Consider the following 18,927-nt stretch of genomic DNA (forward strand, 5'->3'; position numbering starts at 1 on the left):
CGTCGATTAAGACTGAGGCTAAGTTTGCTGAGGGTTCGACTCGTGTTGTTAATGGTGCGGTTGTTACTGACACTGTGACCTATGAGGGTCTGGTTGATGGTAAGAATTACCACCTGGATGCGAAATTGATGTCTAAGGACGGCAAGACTGTTCTGGGTACCGGTTCTGCTGATTTTGAGGCGGATTCTTCTAAGGGCTTCACCACGGTTGATATCAAGGTTGATAATGCTGAGCAGCCGGTTGATGCTGCTGTTGCGTTTGAGGAGTTGACCTCTGTGGAGGTTAAGGCCAATGGTGATGAGACTCCGGGTAATGAGACTCCGAATAAGATTGCGGAGCACAAGGATCTCAAGGATCAGGCTCAGACTGTTACCTCTAAGGACGGGGAGACCACGACTCCGACGGAGCCGACTAACCCGACTGAGCCGACTGAGCCGACTGAGCCGACTAACCCGACTGAGCCGACGGAGCCGACTGAGCCGACTAACCCGACTGAGCCGACGAACCCGACTAACCCGACTGAGCCGACTAACCCGACGGAGCCGACTGAGCCGACGAACCCGACTGAGCCGACGGAGCCGACTAAGCCTGAGGTTCCGTCTTCTGAGACGACGACTACTACTGTGACGACGTCGAAGGTTGATGAGCCTCGTGAGCCGAAGATTTCGACGAATGCTGACTTTGCTAACGGCGCAACTGAGGTTGTTGCTGGTGCGCAGGTCAATGACAAGGTGACTTATGAGGGCTTGGTCCCGGGTAAGGAATACACCTTGAAGGCTGAGTTGATTTCCAAGGCTGACGGTGAGTCTGTGCTGGGTGAAGGTGAGAAGACTTTCACGCCTGAGGCTGCTGATGGTGAGGTTGTTGTTGAGATTACGGTCTTCGACAAGGTGAAGGAGCCGGTTGAGGCTGCGGTTGCTTTTGAGAAGCTGTTCTCTAAGCAGGTCAATGAAAATGGCGAGGATGCTCCGAATGAGGAGGGTGACGGTAACCTGATCACCACTCACGAGGACATCAACGACAAGGATCAGACGGTTCCGAAGGATAAGAAGACCACGACTCCGACTGAGCCGACGGAGCCGACTAACCCGACTGAGCCGACGGAGCCGACTGAGCCGACTAACCCGACTGAGCCGACGGAGCCGACTGAGCCGACTAACCCGACTGAGCCGACTAACCCGACTGAGCCGACTAACCCGACTGAGCCGACGGAGCCGACTGAGCCGACTAACCCGACTGAGCCGACGAACCCGACTGAGCCGACTAACCCGACGGAGCCGACGGAGCCGACGAACCCGACTGAGCCGACGGAGCCGACTAAGCCTGAGGTTCCGTCTTCTGAGACGACGACTACTACTGTGACGACGTCGAAGGTTGATGAGCCTCGTGAGCCGAAGATTTCGACGAATGCTGACTTTGCTAACGGCGCAACTGAGGTTGTTGCTGGTGCGCAGGTCAATGACAAGGTGACTTATGAGGGCTTGGTCCCGGGTAAGGAATACACCTTGAAGGCTGAGTTGATTTCCAAGGCTGACGGTGAGTCTGTGCTGGGTGAAGGTGAGAAGACTTTCACGCCTGAGGCTGCTGATGGTGAGGTTGTTGTTGAGATTACGGTCTTCGACAAGGTGAAGGAGCCGGTTGAGGCTGCGGTTGCTTTTGAGAAGCTGTTCTCTAAGCAGGTCAATGAAAATGGCGAGGATGCTCCGAATGAGGAGGGTGACGGTAACCTGATCACCACTCACGAGGACATCAACGACAAGGATCAGACGGTTCCGAAGGATAAGAAGACCACGACTCCGACGGAGCCGACTGAGCCGACTAACCCGACTGAGCCGACGGAGCCGACTGAGCCGACGAACCCGACTGAGCCGACGAACCCGACTGAGCCGACTAACCCGACTGAGCCGACTAACCCGACTGAGCCGACGGAGCCGACTGAGCCGACGGAGCCGACTGAGCCGGGTGAGGAGACCACTCCGAACAAGCCGGGCGATGAGACCACTCCGAACAAGCCGGGCGATGAGCCGGGCGATGAGACCACTCCGAACAAGCCGGGCGATGAGACCACTCCGAACAAGCCGGGTGATGAGCCTGGTGAGGAGACGACCCCGAACAAGCCGGGTGATGAGCCGGGTGAGGAGACGACCCCGAACAAGCCGGGTGATGAGCCGGGTGAGGAGACGACCCCGAATAAGCCGGGTGATGAGCCTGGTGAGGAGACGACCCCGAACAAGCCGGGTGATGAGCCGGGTGAGGAGACCACTCCGAATAAGCCGGGTGATGAGCCTGGTGAGGAGACGACCCCGAACAAGCCGGGTGATGAGCCTGGTGAGGAGACGACCCCGAACAAGCCGGGTGATGAGCCGGGTGAGGAGACCACTCCGAACAAGCCAGGCGATGAGCCTGGTGATGAGGATGGCAGCTCGAAGAAATCTGACCTGCCGTGGTGGTTGCTGCTCATCCCGGGTCTGGGCCTCATCAAGCTCATTATCGATGGTGGTAACGGTGGTAACGGTGGTGACCACGATGGTGGTAAGGGCACCTCTGAGGTCATCGAGGACAACGACCGCGGCGATAACCGCGGCGAGTCCACCGGTGACAACGCTGGTGAGCCGTCCGAGGAGACTGGTGAAAACACTGGTCGCGATGACCGTGAGGTTGTCGTCCTGGACGCTACCCCGCCGGAGGACGCTGGCATGCCGCTGCCGTCCAACGCTGAGCGTGTCGAGATCAAGCACGTACCGTCCGGTGCGACCAAGCTTGAGCCTGGCATGAAGGACTTCATCAAGTAGTCCGCCCACCACGCCGCCCCAGCCCATAATGGGCCGGGGTAGGCTGGGGCCAAACTTGAGATAAGGGAATCCCCTCCAGGGTCAAAACGCTGGAGGGGATTTTTCGTCTATCGTTTAAGAAGAAAAATAAACAACATCTAGTTATTTAGGAGTAGGCGCCATGGCAGGCGAAGAGGATAGGAACGTACACCCGGAAGATCCGGACAGAGTAGGTGACGCGGCAGCGGGACAGCCGGTTGAGCACACGCCGAAGCATCGTGCTGAGGATTCTGCTGAGCCCTCTGTCGAGGCAACTGGCGAGGCTTCCGACGAGAAGCCAGCCGCGCAGCCTGCCGGAGCAAGTACCCCAGTGGGCGGAGATGAGAAGCAGGGCGGCAACAAGAAGCTCCTCATCGCCGCCGTCGCAGCGCTGGCGGTCCTGGTGATCCTGATCCAGCTCATCGTGGGGCTAGGCGGCAAGGATGACGCGGAAGAAGAAGAGGCGGCCGAGGAGACGTCGGTAAGCGCAGAGGCGTCGCCGACGACGACCAACTCTGACCCGTTCGTGGATGACTCCGGTGAGCAGAACCAAGAGATTGATGCTGCCCCGGGTGAATTCCGTGACTTCGGTGCGATGTCGCTGGGCATCAACGAGGAGATCGCAGCGGTTGACCCAATTCAGGTCACTGAGAACGGAATGTTGATTCCGCCGCGTGATGTGTCGCGTTTGGGCTGGTACTCGGCGTCGGCAGTTCCCGGCGAGGCAGGCCCGGTGGGCTCCAGCGTGATTACTGGCCACATCAATTACCAGGGCCAGGGCACCGGCTTTGCCGAGAAATTCACCACCTTGGAACAGGGGCAGGAGTTCACGGTTTACATTGATGGCGAGGAGCGCATGTTCCGAGTGACGGAGGCGCCGTATCGTTTGCCGAAGGGCGCAGGATTCCCAGACGTTGTCAATGACACAGAGGGCGAGAATCGCCTGGTGCTCATTACGTGTGGCGGAAAGTTCGTCGGTGGCCAGCTGGGCTACGAGGACAACATCATTACCGTGGCGGAGCCGGTGGCGCCTGTCGAAGGGGCAGGCGAAGTGCCGGCAGAGGCTCCTGCTGAAGCCCCGGCTGAGGCTCCTGCTGAAGCCCCGGCTGAGGTACCGGCTGAGGTACCGGCGGCCTAATATCGGATCCAGTGCTGTCTAGTTGCGTCTGTGGGGGGCTGACTGCAGCTAGACAGAGGCCTCCTGCAGGCGTGCGATGTGCAGTGTTAGGTAGGAGATCTCATCGGGGGTGAGCGCGTCATCGAGGCGCAGCTCAATGAGATTGGAAACAATCTGGGCCGTCTCGCCCGCCTCGGGGTAGCGGGCCGAAATGGCAGTGGCTACTTGGCGGTCATCGGAATCGAGTTGCTTATGCTCCGCCATGCGCACGAAGAGGTAGCGCAGGTGCGTGATGAAACGGGCGACGGAGATGTCCTCGCTGTTGAGCTCCGTGTCATTGTGGGAACCAATCACGGCCAAAATCTGCTGGATGAGGCCCGTCATGCGGTAGGTGCCCGACAAATCACCGACGGCGAAGCCAGCGTTGACAAGGTGCAAGGTAATAGCCACAGCCTCATCCTGGGCTAGGGGCTTCTGAAGGCCATCGTTAATGGCGGCCAGAAGATGCTGCGCGAGGGCAAAGTCCTCAGCGTAAAGATGGCGGACCTCAGCCTCCAAGGGGTAAGCGATTGCGGTACCCCGAGAGACCGCGCCGTGGATGTGATCCGCAACTGCCACGACGAGCGTGAGCTTGCTGCGCAGGGCCTCCGACATGTCCACGCTGTGCATGGCATCAATGACCAGCTGCACGTACTCGCCGGGGATACCGGCAATCATGGCGGCGAGGTGATCGGGATCGCGGCCAGAATCGGGGACGAAAACCTTGGCCACCTTGTCCGGATCTACTGGTGATCCGGGGTGGGCTTGGAAGCCGATACCGCGGCCAGTGACGATGACCTCCTCCTCACCGCGCCGTGCGAGAACGACGTTGTTGTTAAACACACGCAACAGTTGCACGAGGCACCTTTCTCTTGTGGGAGGACTCTTCTTGTGAAGAAAGGCCGACTGGGCCTGGGGTGGGCCCGAGGATAAGGTTCGATCCGCATATGACAAAGCTGGCCACGATGGCGGAACATCGAGCCAGCTTAGTCGGAGGTTGTTAACGGGTGGTGGTGATAACCGTGTCGCCCGCAGATGCGTGCTTCAGACCAGCCGGGGACACGGCAGCCAAAGCCTTGGTGTTGGTTACAGCTAGGACGATGGTGGTGTCGTAGCCGGCCGCGCGGACCTTGTCGAAGTCAACGGTGGCTAGGAGCTCACCCTTCTTCACGGTGTCGCCCTTCTTGACGGCCGGGGTGAAACCCTCGCCCTTCATCTTTACGGTGTTGATACCGATGTGGACGAGGACCTCCACGCCGTCTGAAGTCTTGATGCCGTAGGCGTGGCCGGATTTCATGGCGCTGACCACGGTGCCGGACACGGGGGAGTAGACGTCATTGTTTTCAGGGACGATGCCCACACCATCACCGAGCGTGCCGGCGGAGAAGACCGGGTCATCGATGTCGGCCATGGCTACAACCTCACCGGCAGCCGGGGAGGCGATGTCGGTGGTCGTACCCGCAGCAGGCTCAGCGGCTTTGGCCGGGGCGTCGCTCTTGGTGGCGGTAGCGGTTGCAGCACCCGCAGCACCAGCACCGGTAGCGCCGGCGGTTTCGGTGGTGGTAGGGGAGGCGTCGGCAAGCGCGGCGTCACTGGCGTCGCCGGCATTGTCGGTGTTAGCTTCACCGCGCTCGGCGGCCTCACGTGCGGCCTTGGCCTCAGCGCGCTCCTCCGGGGTGCGGTAGTCGGTGAAGAAGATGAGCAGGAAGGCCACGACGAACGCCACGGCGATGGAGATGGCGTACTTGGCCATCGGGGTGAAGACCGAAATGGTCAGCAGGGAGGTGAAGACGAAGGCGTCGGTCGTAATGCCGTTCGTGCCCAGGGTCAGCAGAGCCACGGTCAGGCCACCAGCGAAGCAGCCGACCAGCATGCGCGGGTAAATCCTCTTGTAGCGCAGGTGGATACCGTAGAGGGAAGGTTCGGAAACACCGCCGAGCAGGCCCGCCAGGAGGGCCGAGCCAGAGGTCTGGCGCATCACGGTGTCGTGGTCACGGATGGAAATGGCCAGGACACCAGCGGTGGCGCCGAAGCAAGCGAAGTTCCATGCGCCCATCGGGCCCTGGATGAAGTCATAGCCCAAGGTCTGGATGTTGACCAGCATGAGGGCGTTGAGCGGCCAGTGCAGGCCCAGCGGGACCAAGAATGGGTAGAGCATTGGGATGGCCAGGGCGAAGACGAACGGAGCGTTGTCATTCATCCAGGACAGACCGGCGCCAATGCCGTTACCGGCCCACACGCCGAACGGGCCAATGATAAAAGCGGTCAACGGGATGACGAAGAGCAGGGTCAGGAACGGGACGAAGACCATGTGAACTGCGGACGGGATGATCTTCTGGAAACCCTTGTAGAACAGCGCCGCCACGGCCGCCATGATGAGCGGCACGAAGACGTTGCCGCCGTACTCCGGCAGCTGCATGGTCATACCGAAGATGGGGATGGAGCACTGCTCAGCACCCAGAGTGTCGTTGGTGACGCACTGGACCGCAGGGTTGCTCGAAAGGTCCAGGAACTCCGGAGTAAACAGTGCGGCCATGATGGTGGCCGGGACCCACGGGTCGATGCGCAGCTTCTTACCAGCGTTGTAGGCCACCATCACCGGCAGGAAGTAGAACACGGAGCGCCACATGGCATCCACGAAGAACCAAGAGGCCGGCTTGTCCGGGGAGCGGAAGTCCACGACTTCGAAGGCATCCAGCACTGATGCGAAGGCGATAACCAGGGAGGCGCCCAGTAGCACACCCAGGATGGGGCGGAAGGAATCCGAGAGGTACTCGAAGAAGGCGTCGAGCCACGGCACCTTGCCCTTGGACTTGGCGCGGGCGGCGGCCTTGACATCATCGTTGGAGCGGCCGGTGTGCTCACCGCCTTCCTTCATCTGGGGAAGGGCCATGATCTGGTCGTAGACCGTGGCGACGTCGCCGCCGATGACCACCTGGTAGTTGCGGCCGCCCTGGGGCACGGCACCCATGACCTTGGGGATGGCCTCGAGTGCCTCTTTGTCCGCCTTGGAGGAATCGGCGAGCTCGAAGCGGAGGCGCGTGGCACAGTGCGTGAGCGAGGTGATGTTCTCCGCCCCGCCGATGCCATCGAGGATGGCCTCGGCTGCCGAGCGAGTCTGAGTCGACATGAGAGTCCTTTCGTGGGTAAGCGGGCGGGGCCTGAAAACCACAAAAGACCTAGGCCACTATGGTTCATGTCGAACCATCCCCACGCGGCAATGAGTGGGGAGCCTAGGTCTTGCCCGAAGTAACAATCCTGCTTAGGAGCCTACTCCGCACGCATCACGTTAAACAAGTCTGTGTGTAATAGGGCACTTCCTTGTGCGGCAGGGGCGTGTGTGCAGGGAAGATGGTGTGGGGCCGGAAACGTCGGTGCGACGTAACGCGGCATGTTCCCGTACTGTGAAGGTGTCACTGTGTGCCCTGTGTGTGAGCGGGGCTACACGCCTTCCCATGAGAGAAAGGTTGTTCATGCCCACAATGTCCTCACGTAATTCCGCATTCATCAGCGTCATCGGACGCGGCTTCGACGGCTTGGGGGTTGAGGCTGTTGCGCAGGAGCTCGGCGCCACCTTCGCCAAGGTTGATGACCTTGGCACGGAACTGAGCCAGGTCCTCGACAACGTCCCGGAGGGCAACGTAGTCCTTCAGGGCACGGGTGTCATGGACTTTGATGCCAAGGCCGCAGCGGCCTTGGGTCTGCCGTTCGTGCTCATCTCCAACGCGCCTGCCCGCACCGCGGAGCTTGCCCTCGATCACGCACGCTCCGTGGGAGCGACTGTGGTGGACGCGCTGACCGATGTCTCCTCGGTTCCCGGCGCTCTCGCTGCGCTGGAGGAGATTGAACCCCGCATGTGCGCGGAGCTCTTCCAGAAGCAGCTTCTGGACCAAGCCCGCGAGGTGGGCGCGCACATCGTCCTGCCGGAGGGCGAGGATGACCGCATCCTGGAAGCGGCCGGTGAGCTCATCAAGGGCAAGGTGGCGAAGTTGACGATTCTGGGCGATGGGAACGTCGAGAAGCGCGCCCAGGAACTGGGGATCGACCTGTCCGGCGTGGAGATCATCAACCACCTCGAATCCCAGCTGGCGGAAGAATTTGCCGCGGACTTCGCTGAGCTGCGCAAGAAGAAGGGCGTGACCCTGGAGCAGGCGCGCGAGACCATGAAGGACGTGTCCTACTTCGCCACCATGATGGTCCACAAGGGCCTGGCTGATGGCATGGTCTCCGGTGCCGCGCACACCACGGCGCACACCATCAAGCCGTCCTTCCAGATCATTAAGACCAAGCCGGAAGCCTCCGTGGTCTCCTCCATCTTCCTCATGGTCATGCCGGGCCGCCTGTGGGCCTTTGGTGACTGCGCTGTGAACCCGAACCCGACTCCGGAGCAGCTTGGTGAGATCGCCATCGTCTCGGCTCAGACTGCCGCGCAGTTTGGCCTGGACCCGCGCGTGGCCCTGCTGTCCTACTCCACCGGTACCTCCGGTGCTGGCCCAGACGTGGAAAAAGTTACGGCAGCCGTGGAAGCCGCCAAGAACATCGATTCCTCCGTGGCGGTGGACGGTCCGCTGCAGTTCGACGCTGCGTGCGACCCGGGCGTGGCCGCCAAGAAGGCACCGGAGTCCCCGGTCGCTGGTCAGGCTTCCGTCTTCGTCTTCCCGGACCTGGAGGCCGGCAACATCGGCTACAAGACCGCGCAGCGCACCGGCGGCGCCCTAGCAGTCGGCCCAATCTTGCAGGGCCTCAACAAGCCAGTCAACGACCTCTCCCGCGGTGCGACCGTCCCGGACATCATCAACACTGTGGCGATCACCGCTATCCAGGCAGGAGTGAAGTAAATGGCGTACGTACTCGTTCTGAACTCAGGCTCCTCTTCAGTTAAGTTCCAGCTGGTCGATCCGGAAAGCTCCGCTACCGATACCCCGCTGGTCTCCGGCTTGGTGGAGCAGGTTGGTGAGCCGCAGGGTGCGGTGACCGTCAAGACCGGCGGTGAGGAATACAAGGAAGAACTGGAGATTCCCTCCCACTCCTTCGGCCTCGACCGTGCATTTAGCATCATGCACGAGCACGGCGTGGGCCCGACGGATGTCGAGGTCATCGCGGTAGGCCACCGTGTTGTGCACGGCGGCCGCCTGTTCAGTGAGCCGCAGCTCATCGTGGACCAGATTGAGTCCATGATTGAGGACCTCATCCCGCTGGCTCCGCTGCACAACCCGGCCAACCTCGACGGCATTCGTGTGGCCCGCAAGCTGCTGCCGGACATCCCGCACGTCGCGGTTTTTGATACCGCGTTTTTCAACCAGATGCCTCCGGCAGCTGCGCTCTACGCCATCAACAATGAGGTGGCCTCGAAGTATGACGTTCGTCGTTATGGCTTCCACGGAACCTCCCACGAATTTGTTTCGCAGCAGGTTCCAGGCTTGCTGGGGCGCGACCCTGAGCACACGCACCAAATCACCCTCCACCTGGGCAATGGTGCCTCTGCGGCCGCTATCCGCAACGGCCGCCCGATTGACACCTCGATGGGCCTCACCCCGCTGGCTGGTCTGGCCATGGGTACCCGTTCCGGTGACATCGATCCGGGCATCATCTTCCATCTGTCGCGTCAGGCGGGCATGTCGATCGATGAGATTGACAACCTGCTCAACAAGCAGTCTGGTGTGAAGGGCATTGCGGGTGTCAACGACTTCCGCGTGCTGCGTGAGCGCATCAACAACGAGGACCAGGATGCTTGGCTGGCGTACAACATCTACATCCACCAGCTGCGTCGCTTCATCGGTTCCTACATGATTGCGCTGGGCCGCGTGGATGCCATCACCTTCACCGCCGGTGTGGGTGAGAATGACACCGAGGTCCGCCAGGATTCCTTGTACAACCTGGATATGTACGGCATTGACTTTGATAAGGAAGCCAACCTGGTGCGCTCCAAGGAACCGCGCATGATTTCGACCGCCGAGTCCCAGGTCAAGGTTTTCGTCGTGCCGACCAACGAGGAGTTGGCAATTGCGCAGAAGTCTGCGGTCATCGCAGACATGGCACGTGAGGCGGGCCTTTACTAGGTCTTAGCCTGTCCGTGCTTCATCTTTTCAACTGTTCAACACGTTGATTCCGGGCAGACCCCTGAGAGTGGTGTTCTTCTCTCGGGGGTTTCGGCGTGCGTAGGGGAGCTAGAATGCCGTGGGAGCTAGAAAAGGGTGACCGGGCGGACCTTGTTGGCCAGGTCTACGAGGGCGTAGCGGTGGCGCGAGAAGGGCGCCTGGCGGGCAAGAGCCCGCAGAGTATCGGCCAGGCCATAGCGCAGGCCGCGCTGGGTAAAGGGAAACTCGAAAAGGTCGTTGGGGGAAGCCGAAGCGTCAAGGTCGGCATCGCGCAAGAAAGTTAAGGCGGCCGAGATGACGGCAATCTTGATCTGGAGGAACCGCGGTTCGTTCTGCGGAATCTCCTCAAGGCGGCGGGCAGCGCGGCGAATGCGCGACTCGGAGAGATCATGGACAATGAGCTGCAGAATCGTGGTCAGGCGCGCCATGCGGTGATGGCGCGAGGCATTCGGGACCTTGTCCAAGGTGGTCACGGCCAGTTCCACTTGGTGTTCCGCGCGTAGCTGGCGGGCCAAGCCGAAGGCGGAGGAAACCGTCGATGGGTTCGTGGCCCACACGATTCCGTAAAGTCGCATCGAGTTGAAACGCAGGTGCGCTGGCTCCTCGGTGACGTGGTCCCAGATTCCCGGCTGTTCCTCGAAAACCTCGTTGGGTAGATCCGCAAGCGAGGTGGTGAGGTTGGCGCAGGCGCGGGCCACGGAGGCGTCGATAAGCGCTGCTTCTGAGAACCCCAACTGTTGGAGAATCAGTTCATTGACCGCGCCAATGGCCAACTTAGGGGCAGCTTCACCAGGTAAAATGTCGAGGACATGGGCGAAGTGAGCCTGGGCCTCGCGGTACTTGTCCAGCAGCAGCTCCGCCACGCCGGAATACCAGTGGAAACGCCAGTCATTGCCCAGGCGGTCCTTGATGGAGGTCAGCCATTCGCGGGCCTGACCGATATATCCCAGGTCAATCATCGCGCGCACCACGCCGAGGGGAATCTCCGCGGACTCTTCATACTCGGGAGTCTGCATGGCCTGGCGGAGTGTCTCCAGAGCTTCCTGTGGCTCCGTGTAGGAGGAGCCCTGGAGCAGCGAGGCGCCCACATCGGAACGCATGATGAGCGGGGCCGGAAGGGCGGAAACGACCTCGGGGGCGGTGATGCGGACGGTGCGATCGATGCCGTCAATGAGCTGGTCCGTGCGGAAGACCAGGTGCTTGGTGCCGAAGGTTGTACGCTGCGGAGAGAACACCGAGTGCTGGGCCGGGTGCTGGATGCCATCGCGGATGGCGATGACCTCACGGAGCACGCCAAAGAGCTGATTGCGCAGCTCAGACACGGAGTGGAAGCGCTTGTCCGGATCCGAATCCGTAGCGCGCAGCAGGAGGCGGTAGAAGGAGAGATAGCGGCGCAGCAGCGGCTCCTCGGCCGGGGTGGGCAGGCCAGGTTTGTACACGCCGTCCTCGACCGGCAGCTTGAGCACCATGCAGGCCAAGGTGCGGCCGATGGTGTAGATGTCGCTGGCAATGGAGGGCCCCTTGGTGGCGATTTCCGGGGCCTGGAAACCTTGGGTGCCATAGATGTGGCCGAAAGCACCGATGCCGGAGACCGCGCCGAGATCAATGAGCTTGACTTGGTCTTCAGTGACGATGATGTTGGACGGTTTCAAGTCGTTGTAGACCACGCCGCGTGCGTGGAGGTAATCCAAAGCGGGGAGGATCTCCAGGATGTACGCAATCGCAGTATCGACCGGGAAGACGTCATTCTCCTGGTGGTTGCGGCGGTTCTTGAGTGAGGGGCCACCGACGTATTCCATAACGATGAAGCCGCCGGGCACGCGGGCGTCATCGATGAAGTTGAAAATCTTGACGATGTTCGGGTGTGTAATATCCGCCAAGAACTCGCGCTCCGATTCAGCAGTGGCGGTTTGTTCGGCGGAGTTTTCTGACTGCATGCCTTTAAGCACGACGATGCGCCCGGAAACGAAGTGGTCATTGGCCAGGTAAATCCATCCCAGGCCACCGTGGGCAAGGACGCCGAGAATCTCGTACTGCTCCGCCACTATGTCACCGGGCTTAAGCTGCGGCGGGGCAACGCGTGGCGAATCCTCCGGATCAATGAGCGCCTCGCGCGGGTTGCTGGGAACAACGAAGGGCAAGGTGGTCATGCCGTCGGCCACCTCGCGGTCGGTGCGCTTGGTGGTGCGCCGCTGACGGAAGGTGTCGATGGCGCGGCGGCGTGAGGCCTGGGAAGGATCCTCAGTCTTGCGGCGATCACGCAGCTGGCCCAGTTCCTCAATTAGCGCAGCGATGTTGTCGGAATCGACGTAGTCACCGTCGCCGGATGTACCAGAGCGTGGTGCTCGACCAGTGGCCTTACCGCCCGCGCCGGGGTGGGCGGGTGTAGGCAGGACGACGCCGTCTGCATTGCCGTCATCGCCATCGTCCTCATCGTCGGCAAAAGGATCGAAGGGAACGGCCGCGGTGTGGTCGAAAGCTTCGGCAGGGTCTGATGCCCCGGCAGAGCCACCGGCGTCGGCTGCTCCCTGGGCGCTGGATGGGCGGACGGCGGCGACGGTGGCATCTGAGGCTTCTTCTGCAGCCGCAGGGGTGTTGCCTTTGCTAGTCCCTTCACTGTCGACGTCGCTGTCGACGTCGTTGTCGACCTCGTAGTCGTCGTCGGCGAAGGGGTCGAAAGGAACGGCCTCGGTGGCGTCGTTGGTGTCGTCGTAGCGCGAGGCATCACTGGGGGCGGGGTGTGCTGAGGACGCAGCGTCCGGCTCGTGGTCCTCGGGCGTGAGGTGATCGAGCTCGTCTTCGCTGAAGCGGTGCGTCACGGTTGTCCCTCCTTCGTCGTGTCGGCCTTGTTATCGCCCTTGGTGGCGTGGCCCTCACCAGAAGACTCTTCCGAGGAGGTGGACTTTGTGGCAGGCGGTGTCTCGTTGAGATACTTCGGCGCGGGAAGCGAGGGGCGATCCATGTAATCTCCCAACCATGTGTTGAAGAGCCTCAGCCACGTGCCATCGGAGCGGATGCGCTCCAAGGTGGAGTTCACCTGCCGGATGAGGGGGCGGGAGTCATAGGAGGCATCCGGCTTGCGCACGGCCACGCCGTAGCGTTGGGTTTCCAGGGCATCGCCGACGATCTCGGTGTAGGAATCCTGAGCCAGCATGCCTGACAGCAGCGCATCATCGACCACAATGCCATCGGTCTGCCCCAGCTGCAGGGCCATGAGGCAATCGCCCCACGCGTGGGTCTCCAGAATGTCGGAGGACGGGGAATGCTTGCGAATGGCATCCACCATGGTTGAGCCTTTCGCCGCGCAGAGCGTCAGCCCCGCGGCGTCCTCAATGGAATGAATGCCGGAGTTCTTGAGCACGAGCAAGCGGGCATCCGTCTTCATGTACGGGATGGAAAAAGCCACCTCGCGCTGGCGTTCCGGACTAATCGTCATGGTGCGAATGACCATGTCCACCGTGCGATCATTGAGGGCCTTGGCGCGGTCGGAGGCCTCCACGAAGCGGAAATCCACCTTGGACGAGTCACCGAAGATATCGTGGGCGATTTCGCGGGCAATGTCCACTTCAAAGCCGCGCACCTCACCGGTGACGGTATCGCGGTAGCTCAACAGGTTATTGGAGCGATCCACACCCACGATGAGGCGGCCGCGCTTGATAATGTCCGGCACGCGCTCTTCCGGAGTCTTGTCATCCGGACGGTAGGAACCATAGGGCTCCGCATCGTTCGGCTTGGCTGCTTCGCCCACACCGGCCGGTTCGATGATGGCATCCTCCGGCAGCGGTGGGCCGGGGGTGGAATGGATATCCGCGCTCGTGGACAGGACGGGATCTGGCGCCGTGGTGTGGGTAGTCTCGCAGGCGCTCAGCATGAGGGAGAAGGTGGCCAGGAGGGACGCTGACAAGCACAGGCGTTTCATTAGAGGTACTCCTGCAGACGCGGACGAATGCCCAACCACACCGCGATGATGGCGCCGAACGTCGCCAGCGAAACACCCGTGGACACCAGGGTCATGGCGTTAAGGCCCTGCATCAAGTACTGGCGCATGGACTCGCGGGCCTCATCGATGAGGGCGGCCAGTGAATTGTCCACCGCATTGAAAGCGCTGGCGGCGGTAGGGGCGCCATCCGGATCGATGGCGGTGGCTTGGTACACCGCGGCGTCGTAGTCGCCCGTGGAAAGGTCCTCCATGAAGGCCTCGTGCGTGGTGCTCCAATCCTCCACTGCCTGCGTGGCCTGGGGGATGAGGGTGGGATCGGAGCTCTCGTCCAGAGCCTCTTCATAATTCCGCAGGGCCTGGTTGACGGAGTAGACCGTGGAGTTGAAGTGCACGGACATGTCTTGCTGGGAGGATCGTAGGACCAGCGCGAGGGTCTCGGAGGTACGCATCTGCTGGGCCTCAATACGGGACGCAGTGAGCGAGTCCCAGGGGCGCGAAACCGTTTCGAAGCCCTGGTGGCCCGAGGCCCATGTGGCAAAGTTCGCGGCGGAGGCCCATGCCAAGGCGATAAAGAGCAAGCCCGTTGCTACGACGAATCCGCGGTTGAGGCGGCGGCGGGTGAGGCGCCACAGCCACCATTGAGCCAAGCCCAAAAAGATGAGCGCCGCCACCAGTCCGGAGAGCGGGACCCACTGCGGGCGGGTAAGGCGTTGTTGCTGCTGGGTGACCTTTTCCGAAGTCAAGGTGAACAGCTCCGCCGCGGCCGGAAGAATGCGGGTGCGCATCAGCGCAGAGGCATTCGACATGTAGGAATTTGCCACCGCATTGCCCGCGCGGTGGTTGACGCGGGCCTTTTCCACCAGAGCGGTATAGACGGGCAGCTCGCGCTGGATAAACGTGACGAGTTCGCGCACGCGTTCATCCTCGGCAGAAGAGCCCACGACGGACTGTGTGGCGGCGACGGCAGCGGCGTCGATGGCTTCGTTATAGCGCTTGCGGTTGCCCTCCGGCTCCACACCTGCTTGGACAAAGCCGGTGGTGGCAACCGTGTCTGCGAGCGAGAGGTTGGTGTAAAGATGGTGCGCCGCATTCGACATCGGCTCGGTTGAGGTCAACAGCGCGTCGAGGTCGTCATGGCGGGCGGCTGAGGATGAAGACATGGAAAAACCCGCCGCAGCGAGGGCCGCGGTGAGGATGAGCGTGACGGTAAAAAGCTTGCCTGGGGTGGTGGCGGCGAAGCTGTAGAGACGCCTCACCACGCGCGCCGGGCCAGCAAAAGAACTCATGGCTAGCTGCGTGGGACGGCTAAACGCTGGTGCGGCGGGCTCGGTGACGTCATTGAGCCAGTGATCGCCCCACGATTCGGGGGAGTGCTCGCGCAGTTCGGTGGCCGGGCCGGTCATTCCCTTAGGATAGCGCTCTTCACCCGTAAGTGGGTATAGATTGGAGGTATGTGTGCGCGTGTAAACCCAGAACTGTCCGGCGATGGATGGGCCCAAGGTCCGAACGGGGTGCCTGTGTGGGGCAAGTTCGGTGCGGCGGGGCTCTTCCTCGTAGCTGGGGATGAGGTGCTGCTTCAGCACCGTGCCGCGTGGACTAATAATGGCGGGACGTGGGGAATTCCGGGCGGGGCGCGCGATAAGCCGGAAACTCCGGAGCAGGCTGCGCTGCGAGAGACCGAGGAAGAAACCGGCATCGCCGTGGCAGATGTGGAGGTCCTCGAGTCCATCGTGACCTCTGGGCCGTTTGATGGCGGCTGGACCTACACCACGGTGCTGGCGCGAACAGTAACGGGCCAGCGCTTGGAAACGACTCCTAACGAGGAATCCGCTGAACTGCGCTGGGTGCCGTTTGCACAGGTAGACCAGTTGGATCTCATTCCACCTTTTCGGGAGGCATTGCCCGGGCTGGTGGAGCGTTGTGGGGAGCTGAACCGCTAATACAGGCACATGGCAGGAAGCTGTGGCACGCTGTAGTGCATGATTGAAGTAGCCGGACTGACAAAACAGTATAAGTCTGTCCGCGCCGTTGATGACCTCACCTTTCAGGTACAGCCGGGACAGGTGACCGGCTTCTTGGGGCCCAACGGCGCGGGAAAGTCAACGACAATGCGGATGATCCTGGGCCTCGACCGGCCCACGGCGGGCACAGCCTTGGTGCATGGCAAGCCCTACCGAGAGCTCAAGCACCCGCTGCGGGAAGTGGGCGCGCTTCTTGACGCTAAAGCGGTCCACGCCAACCGCTCCGCCGCCAACCACCTCAAGTGGATGGCACAGTCCAACGGTATCCCTACCTCGCGCGTTGATGAGGTGCTGGGGCTCGTGGGGCTTTCCGACGTCGCCGGAAAGAAGGCCGGCGGCTTCTCTCTGGGTATGGGCCAGCGCCTCGGCTTGGCAGCGGCACTCCTGGGTGACCCAGGCGTGCTGATTCTGGATGAGCCGGTCAATGGCTTGGACCCCGAAGGTATCCGCTGGGTGCGCTCGCTCGTGCGCGCGCTTGCTGCAGAGGGACGCACGGTGCTCATTTCTTCCCACCTCCTTTCGGAGATGGCACAGACCGCTGACCACCTCGTGGTGATCGGTCGTGGCCGCCTCATGGCCAACCAGCGCACCTATGACTTTGTCAAGGAAAACTCGACTGCCTCCGTCATCGTTCGCTCAGAACACCTGCGCGAGTTCGGCTCCGTCCTGCGGGAGGCCGGGGTGTTCTTCACCACGTCTGTGGATGAGGAAAACCGACCCACACTGGTTATTCCAGAGCAAACCACGGACTACATTGGCCAGCTGGCCTATTCTACCGGCGTGCCCCTGACGGAGCTCTCGCTGCACAGAGCCTCCCTTGAGGAGGCCTTCATGGCGATGACCAATGATGTGGTGCAGTACCAGGCACAGCCTGGTGGGGCGCAGACAGCCGCGGGTAGCGGTGCCGGCATCAACGCAGAAGGAGCTCAGCACTAATGTTTCTCAACATGCTCAATGCGGAGTGGACCAAACTGCGCACCACTAAATCATTCTTCTGGACCACCGGCCTGATCTTGGTCATTGCGACAGGTTGGACGCTGATTAACTCGCTTAACGCGGGCGAGCCCGTCCTGGGCATAAGCCCCCTACAACCCAATTCTCTTGTAGCTGTGCTGCTGCTTTTGGGCGTACCGATCCTCATGATCCAGGGTGCCATGGTGGTGACCACGGAATACCGCCACAAGACGCAATCGGTGACGTACATGGCCAACCCCAACCGGTGGTTAGTGGCCGTTGCGAAGTTAGTGCTCTATGGCTTCATTGCTGCGCTCATCATGTTTTTCAGTGAGGTGTACATCTTTGTCCTCGCCGATATGACGACCAATCCTGCCGCCGCGGAAGCGTTCCACCCCTTCTCAGAGGACAGCGCTCAGCGCCTGCTGTGGACGGCGCCGCTGGCCGCCTTTGGTGCGGTGATGTTTGTCCAAGGATTGGGCCTTTTGCTGCGGCAGACCGCCGGCACCGTGGCGATTGCCCTCATCCTCTACATGGGCCTGGAAAACGTGGTGCGCATCCTTCCTGTGGTGGGGGATGACATTATCCACTTCATGCCGTTTACCGCCTTCACCAACTGGACCATGGACATGGTGGAGGACAGCGCCCCCTGGGATTCAGTAGGCATGGGCGGAGTGGTCTTCTTCGCTTGGGCCATCATCCTGTGGGGTATCGGCGTGCTGGTTCTGGAGAAACGCGACGCGTGATCCCCTTCCCCCTAGTGGCATCTTTGGCGCTGTTGTCCGCAACGGCGCCTTTTGCAACTGACATGTACCTGCCGGTCATGCCAGCCATCGTCGCTGACCTCGACACCACTCGCTCGATGGTGCAGTTGACCATCTCCGGTTTCTTTATCGGTATGGGTGCCGGCCAGTTGCTGGTGGGTCCGCTCTCTGACGCTTTAGGCCGCAAACCCCTTCTCCTCACCGGGGCCACTGTTGCTCTTGCTGCCTCCGTCGTCTCGGCCATGGCACCGAGCGCTACCGTCCTTGTCGCGGCCCGTGTTTTCCAAGGTCTTGGCGGCGGGGCTTGCGTGGTGCTCGCACGTGCCATTGTCCCGGACCTTGTCCATGGCGCTGCCGCCGCGAAAGCCTATTCGCTGCTCATGGCCTTGCAGGGCATTGCCCCGGCCGTTGCCCCGGTCTTGGGAGGGGTGTTGGCGGAGCCACTGGGATGGCGGGGTATCTTCTGGGGGCTTGCCGGCTTGCATGCTCTACAACTGATTCTGGCCTGGTTCATCGTTCCAGAGACCGTCAGCGCGCGTTGTGGCCCAGAGTCATCTCGGGTGAGCTTGGCTCGCACTGTTGCCGGTAATTATTGGGCTGTCATCACGAATGCCCGGGTATGGGGCTATCTCATCACCATGGCCTTCGGCTTCTGCTCGATGTTTTGCTACATCTGCGCTTCCGCCTTCGTTTTTCAAAACCAATGGGGCTTTTCGCCCTTGGGCTACTCGCTCATCTTCGGCATGAATTCCGTCGGCCTTTTCGCTGCCACTCTGGTGAATTCGCGGGCGATGGACTTGGTGTCACCCGCTGTCATGCTGCGCATTGGTGTCGCTGGCAGTGTGGTGTCCACGCTGCTTCTGCTGCTCACCGTTGTCGTAGGCGCGCCGATCTGGCTGTCCCTCCTGGTGCTGTTTGTCTGCATTGCGCCCACCGGTTTCATCATGGGCAATGCCACCGCCTTGGCCACGGGGCTTATGCGATCGCGTGCTGGTAGCGTGTCTGCCATTATGGGGTTTGGTCAATCCCTGCTGGCCAGCGTGGTCAGCCCGTTCATGGGTCTCGGCTCCAACCCGGCACTGACCATGGCGCTGGGCATGGTGGCGTGCAGCCTTGTGGCTTTATGCGGGCTTTGCATTTCGAGCCGACTCGCTCGTTGATTCTTTGGCTTCGCACAACTGATT

Annotated in this window: 13 protein-coding genes; 8 read left to right on the top strand and 5 right to left on the bottom strand. The window is 61.3% G+C overall.

Annotated features, from left to right (window positions below):
* Both M5J09_RS13190 and M5J09_RS05040 read left to right on the top strand, forming a co-directional pair.
* The coding region (locus tag M5J09_RS13190; protein WP_306558077.1) for a VaFE repeat-containing surface-anchored protein at nt 1-2,792 on the top strand (2,792 nt) is incomplete at its 5' end.
* A 160-nt stretch (nt 2,793-2,952) separates the two neighbouring features.
* Entirely contained in the window at nt 2,953-3,948 is a 996-nt protein-coding gene (locus M5J09_RS05040; RefSeq protein WP_257157179.1) for a class F sortase, read from the top strand.
* Nucleotides 3,949-3,996: 48 nt separating this feature from the next.
* On the opposite strand, the gene M5J09_RS05045 is transcribed toward M5J09_RS05040, so the two are convergent.
* Together M5J09_RS05045 and M5J09_RS05050 are read right to left on the bottom strand one after the other, a co-directional pair.
* On the bottom strand, nt 3,997-4,824 hold the full coding sequence (locus M5J09_RS05045) for a PRD domain-containing protein (RefSeq protein ID WP_257157180.1): 828 nt from the start codon (nt 4,822-4,824) through the stop codon (nt 3,997-3,999).
* 142 nt (nt 4,825-4,966) lie between these two features.
* Nucleotides 4,967-7,096, bottom strand: coding sequence for a glucose PTS transporter subunit IIA (locus tag M5J09_RS05050; protein ID WP_257157181.1), 2,130 nt, complete (start codon nt 7,094-7,096; stop codon nt 4,967-4,969).
* 352 nt (nt 7,097-7,448) lie between these two features.
* On the opposite strand from M5J09_RS05050, the gene pta reads away from it, so the two are divergent.
* Together pta and M5J09_RS05060 are read left to right on the top strand one after the other, a co-directional pair.
* Nucleotides 7,449-8,804, top strand: a complete 1,356-nt coding sequence (gene pta, locus M5J09_RS05055; protein WP_257157182.1) for a phosphate acetyltransferase — start codon at nt 7,449-7,451, stop codon at nt 8,802-8,804.
* Nucleotides 8,805-10,025 (top strand): acetate kinase, encoded by a 1,221-nt coding sequence (locus M5J09_RS05060; RefSeq protein WP_042532452.1) that lies wholly within the window; start codon nt 8,805-8,807, stop codon nt 10,023-10,025. It begins immediately after the preceding gene.
* Between the two features lie 125 nt (nt 10,026-10,150).
* Here the strand turns inward: M5J09_RS05060 and M5J09_RS05065 are convergent, their stop codons facing one another.
* Genes M5J09_RS05065 through M5J09_RS05075 form a run of 3 tightly spaced genes read right to left on the bottom strand, consistent with a single transcriptional unit; the run spans nt 10,151 to nt 15,407 of the window.
* Nucleotides 10,151-12,883 (bottom strand): serine/threonine protein kinase, encoded by a 2,733-nt coding sequence (locus M5J09_RS05065; protein WP_257157183.1) that lies wholly within the window; start codon nt 12,881-12,883, stop codon nt 10,151-10,153.
* Nucleotides 12,880-13,983, bottom strand: a complete 1,104-nt coding sequence (locus tag M5J09_RS05070; RefSeq protein ID WP_257157184.1) for a glutamate ABC transporter substrate-binding protein — start codon at nt 13,981-13,983, stop codon at nt 12,880-12,882. Before M5J09_RS05070 ends, M5J09_RS05065 begins: the two co-directional genes overlap by 4 nt.
* Nucleotides 13,983-15,407, bottom strand: a complete 1,425-nt coding sequence (locus tag M5J09_RS05075; protein WP_257157185.1) for a hypothetical protein — start codon at nt 15,405-15,407, stop codon at nt 13,983-13,985. The genes M5J09_RS05070 and M5J09_RS05075 overlap by 1 nt, the downstream gene beginning before the upstream one ends.
* Before the next feature lie 48 nt (nt 15,408-15,455).
* Between M5J09_RS05075 and M5J09_RS05080 the strand changes: the two genes are divergently transcribed.
* Genes M5J09_RS05080 through M5J09_RS05095 form a run of 4 tightly spaced genes read left to right on the top strand, consistent with a single transcriptional unit; the run spans nt 15,456 to nt 18,903 of the window.
* The gene (locus M5J09_RS05080; RefSeq protein ID WP_257157186.1) at nt 15,456-15,944 is read left to right on the top strand and encodes an NUDIX domain-containing protein; all 489 of its coding nucleotides are present in this window, start codon (nt 15,456-15,458) and stop codon (nt 15,942-15,944) included.
* A gap of 39 nt (nt 15,945-15,983) precedes the next feature.
* Complete coding sequence (locus tag M5J09_RS05085; RefSeq protein ID WP_144794239.1) at nt 15,984-16,961, top strand: ABC transporter ATP-binding protein; 978 nt, start codon at nt 15,984-15,986, stop codon at nt 16,959-16,961.
* Nucleotides 16,961-17,725 (top strand): ABC transporter permease, encoded by a 765-nt coding sequence (locus M5J09_RS05090; RefSeq protein ID WP_042532442.1) that lies wholly within the window; start codon nt 16,961-16,963, stop codon nt 17,723-17,725. The genes M5J09_RS05085 and M5J09_RS05090 overlap by 1 nt, the downstream gene beginning before the upstream one ends.
* Nucleotides 17,722-18,903, top strand: a complete 1,182-nt coding sequence (locus M5J09_RS05095) for a multidrug effflux MFS transporter (RefSeq protein WP_257157187.1) — start codon at nt 17,722-17,724, stop codon at nt 18,901-18,903. The genes M5J09_RS05090 and M5J09_RS05095 overlap by 4 nt, the downstream gene beginning before the upstream one ends.
* The last annotated feature ends 24 nt before the right edge of the window (nt 18,904-18,927 follow it).

It is taken from the genome of Corynebacterium sp. BF-R-2 (assembly GCF_024586525.1).
In the GTDB taxonomy this organism is placed as follows: Bacteria; Actinomycetota; Actinomycetes; order Mycobacteriales; family Mycobacteriaceae; genus Corynebacterium; species Corynebacterium singulare.

Excerpts from the sequence above, each read along its gene's own strand:
- M5J09_RS05075 (WP_257157185.1), bottom strand. The coding sequence starts at position 15,407 with ATGACCGGCCCGGCCACCGAACTGCGCGAGCACTCCCCCGAATCGTGG.
- M5J09_RS05070 (WP_257157184.1), bottom strand. The coding sequence starts at position 13,983 with ATGAAACGCCTGTGCTTGTCAGCGTCCCTCCTGGCCACCTTCTCCCTC.
- pta (WP_257157182.1), top strand. The coding sequence starts at position 7,449 with ATGTCCTCACGTAATTCCGCATTCATCAGCGTCATCGGACGCGGCTTC.
- M5J09_RS05080 (WP_257157186.1), top strand. The coding sequence starts at position 15,456 with ATGTGTGCGCGTGTAAACCCAGAACTGTCCGGCGATGGATGGGCCCAA.
- M5J09_RS05090 (WP_042532442.1), top strand. The coding sequence starts at position 16,961 with ATGTTTCTCAACATGCTCAATGCGGAGTGGACCAAACTGCGCACCACT.
- M5J09_RS05060 (WP_042532452.1), top strand. The coding sequence starts at position 8,805 with ATGGCGTACGTACTCGTTCTGAACTCAGGCTCCTCTTCAGTTAAGTTC.
- M5J09_RS05040 (WP_257157179.1), top strand. The coding sequence starts at position 2,953 with ATGGCAGGCGAAGAGGATAGGAACGTACACCCGGAAGATCCGGACAGA.
- M5J09_RS05085 (WP_144794239.1), top strand. The coding sequence starts at position 15,984 with ATGATTGAAGTAGCCGGACTGACAAAACAGTATAAGTCTGTCCGCGCC.
- M5J09_RS05050 (WP_257157181.1), bottom strand. The coding sequence starts at position 7,096 with ATGTCGACTCAGACTCGCTCGGCAGCCGAGGCCATCCTCGATGGCATC.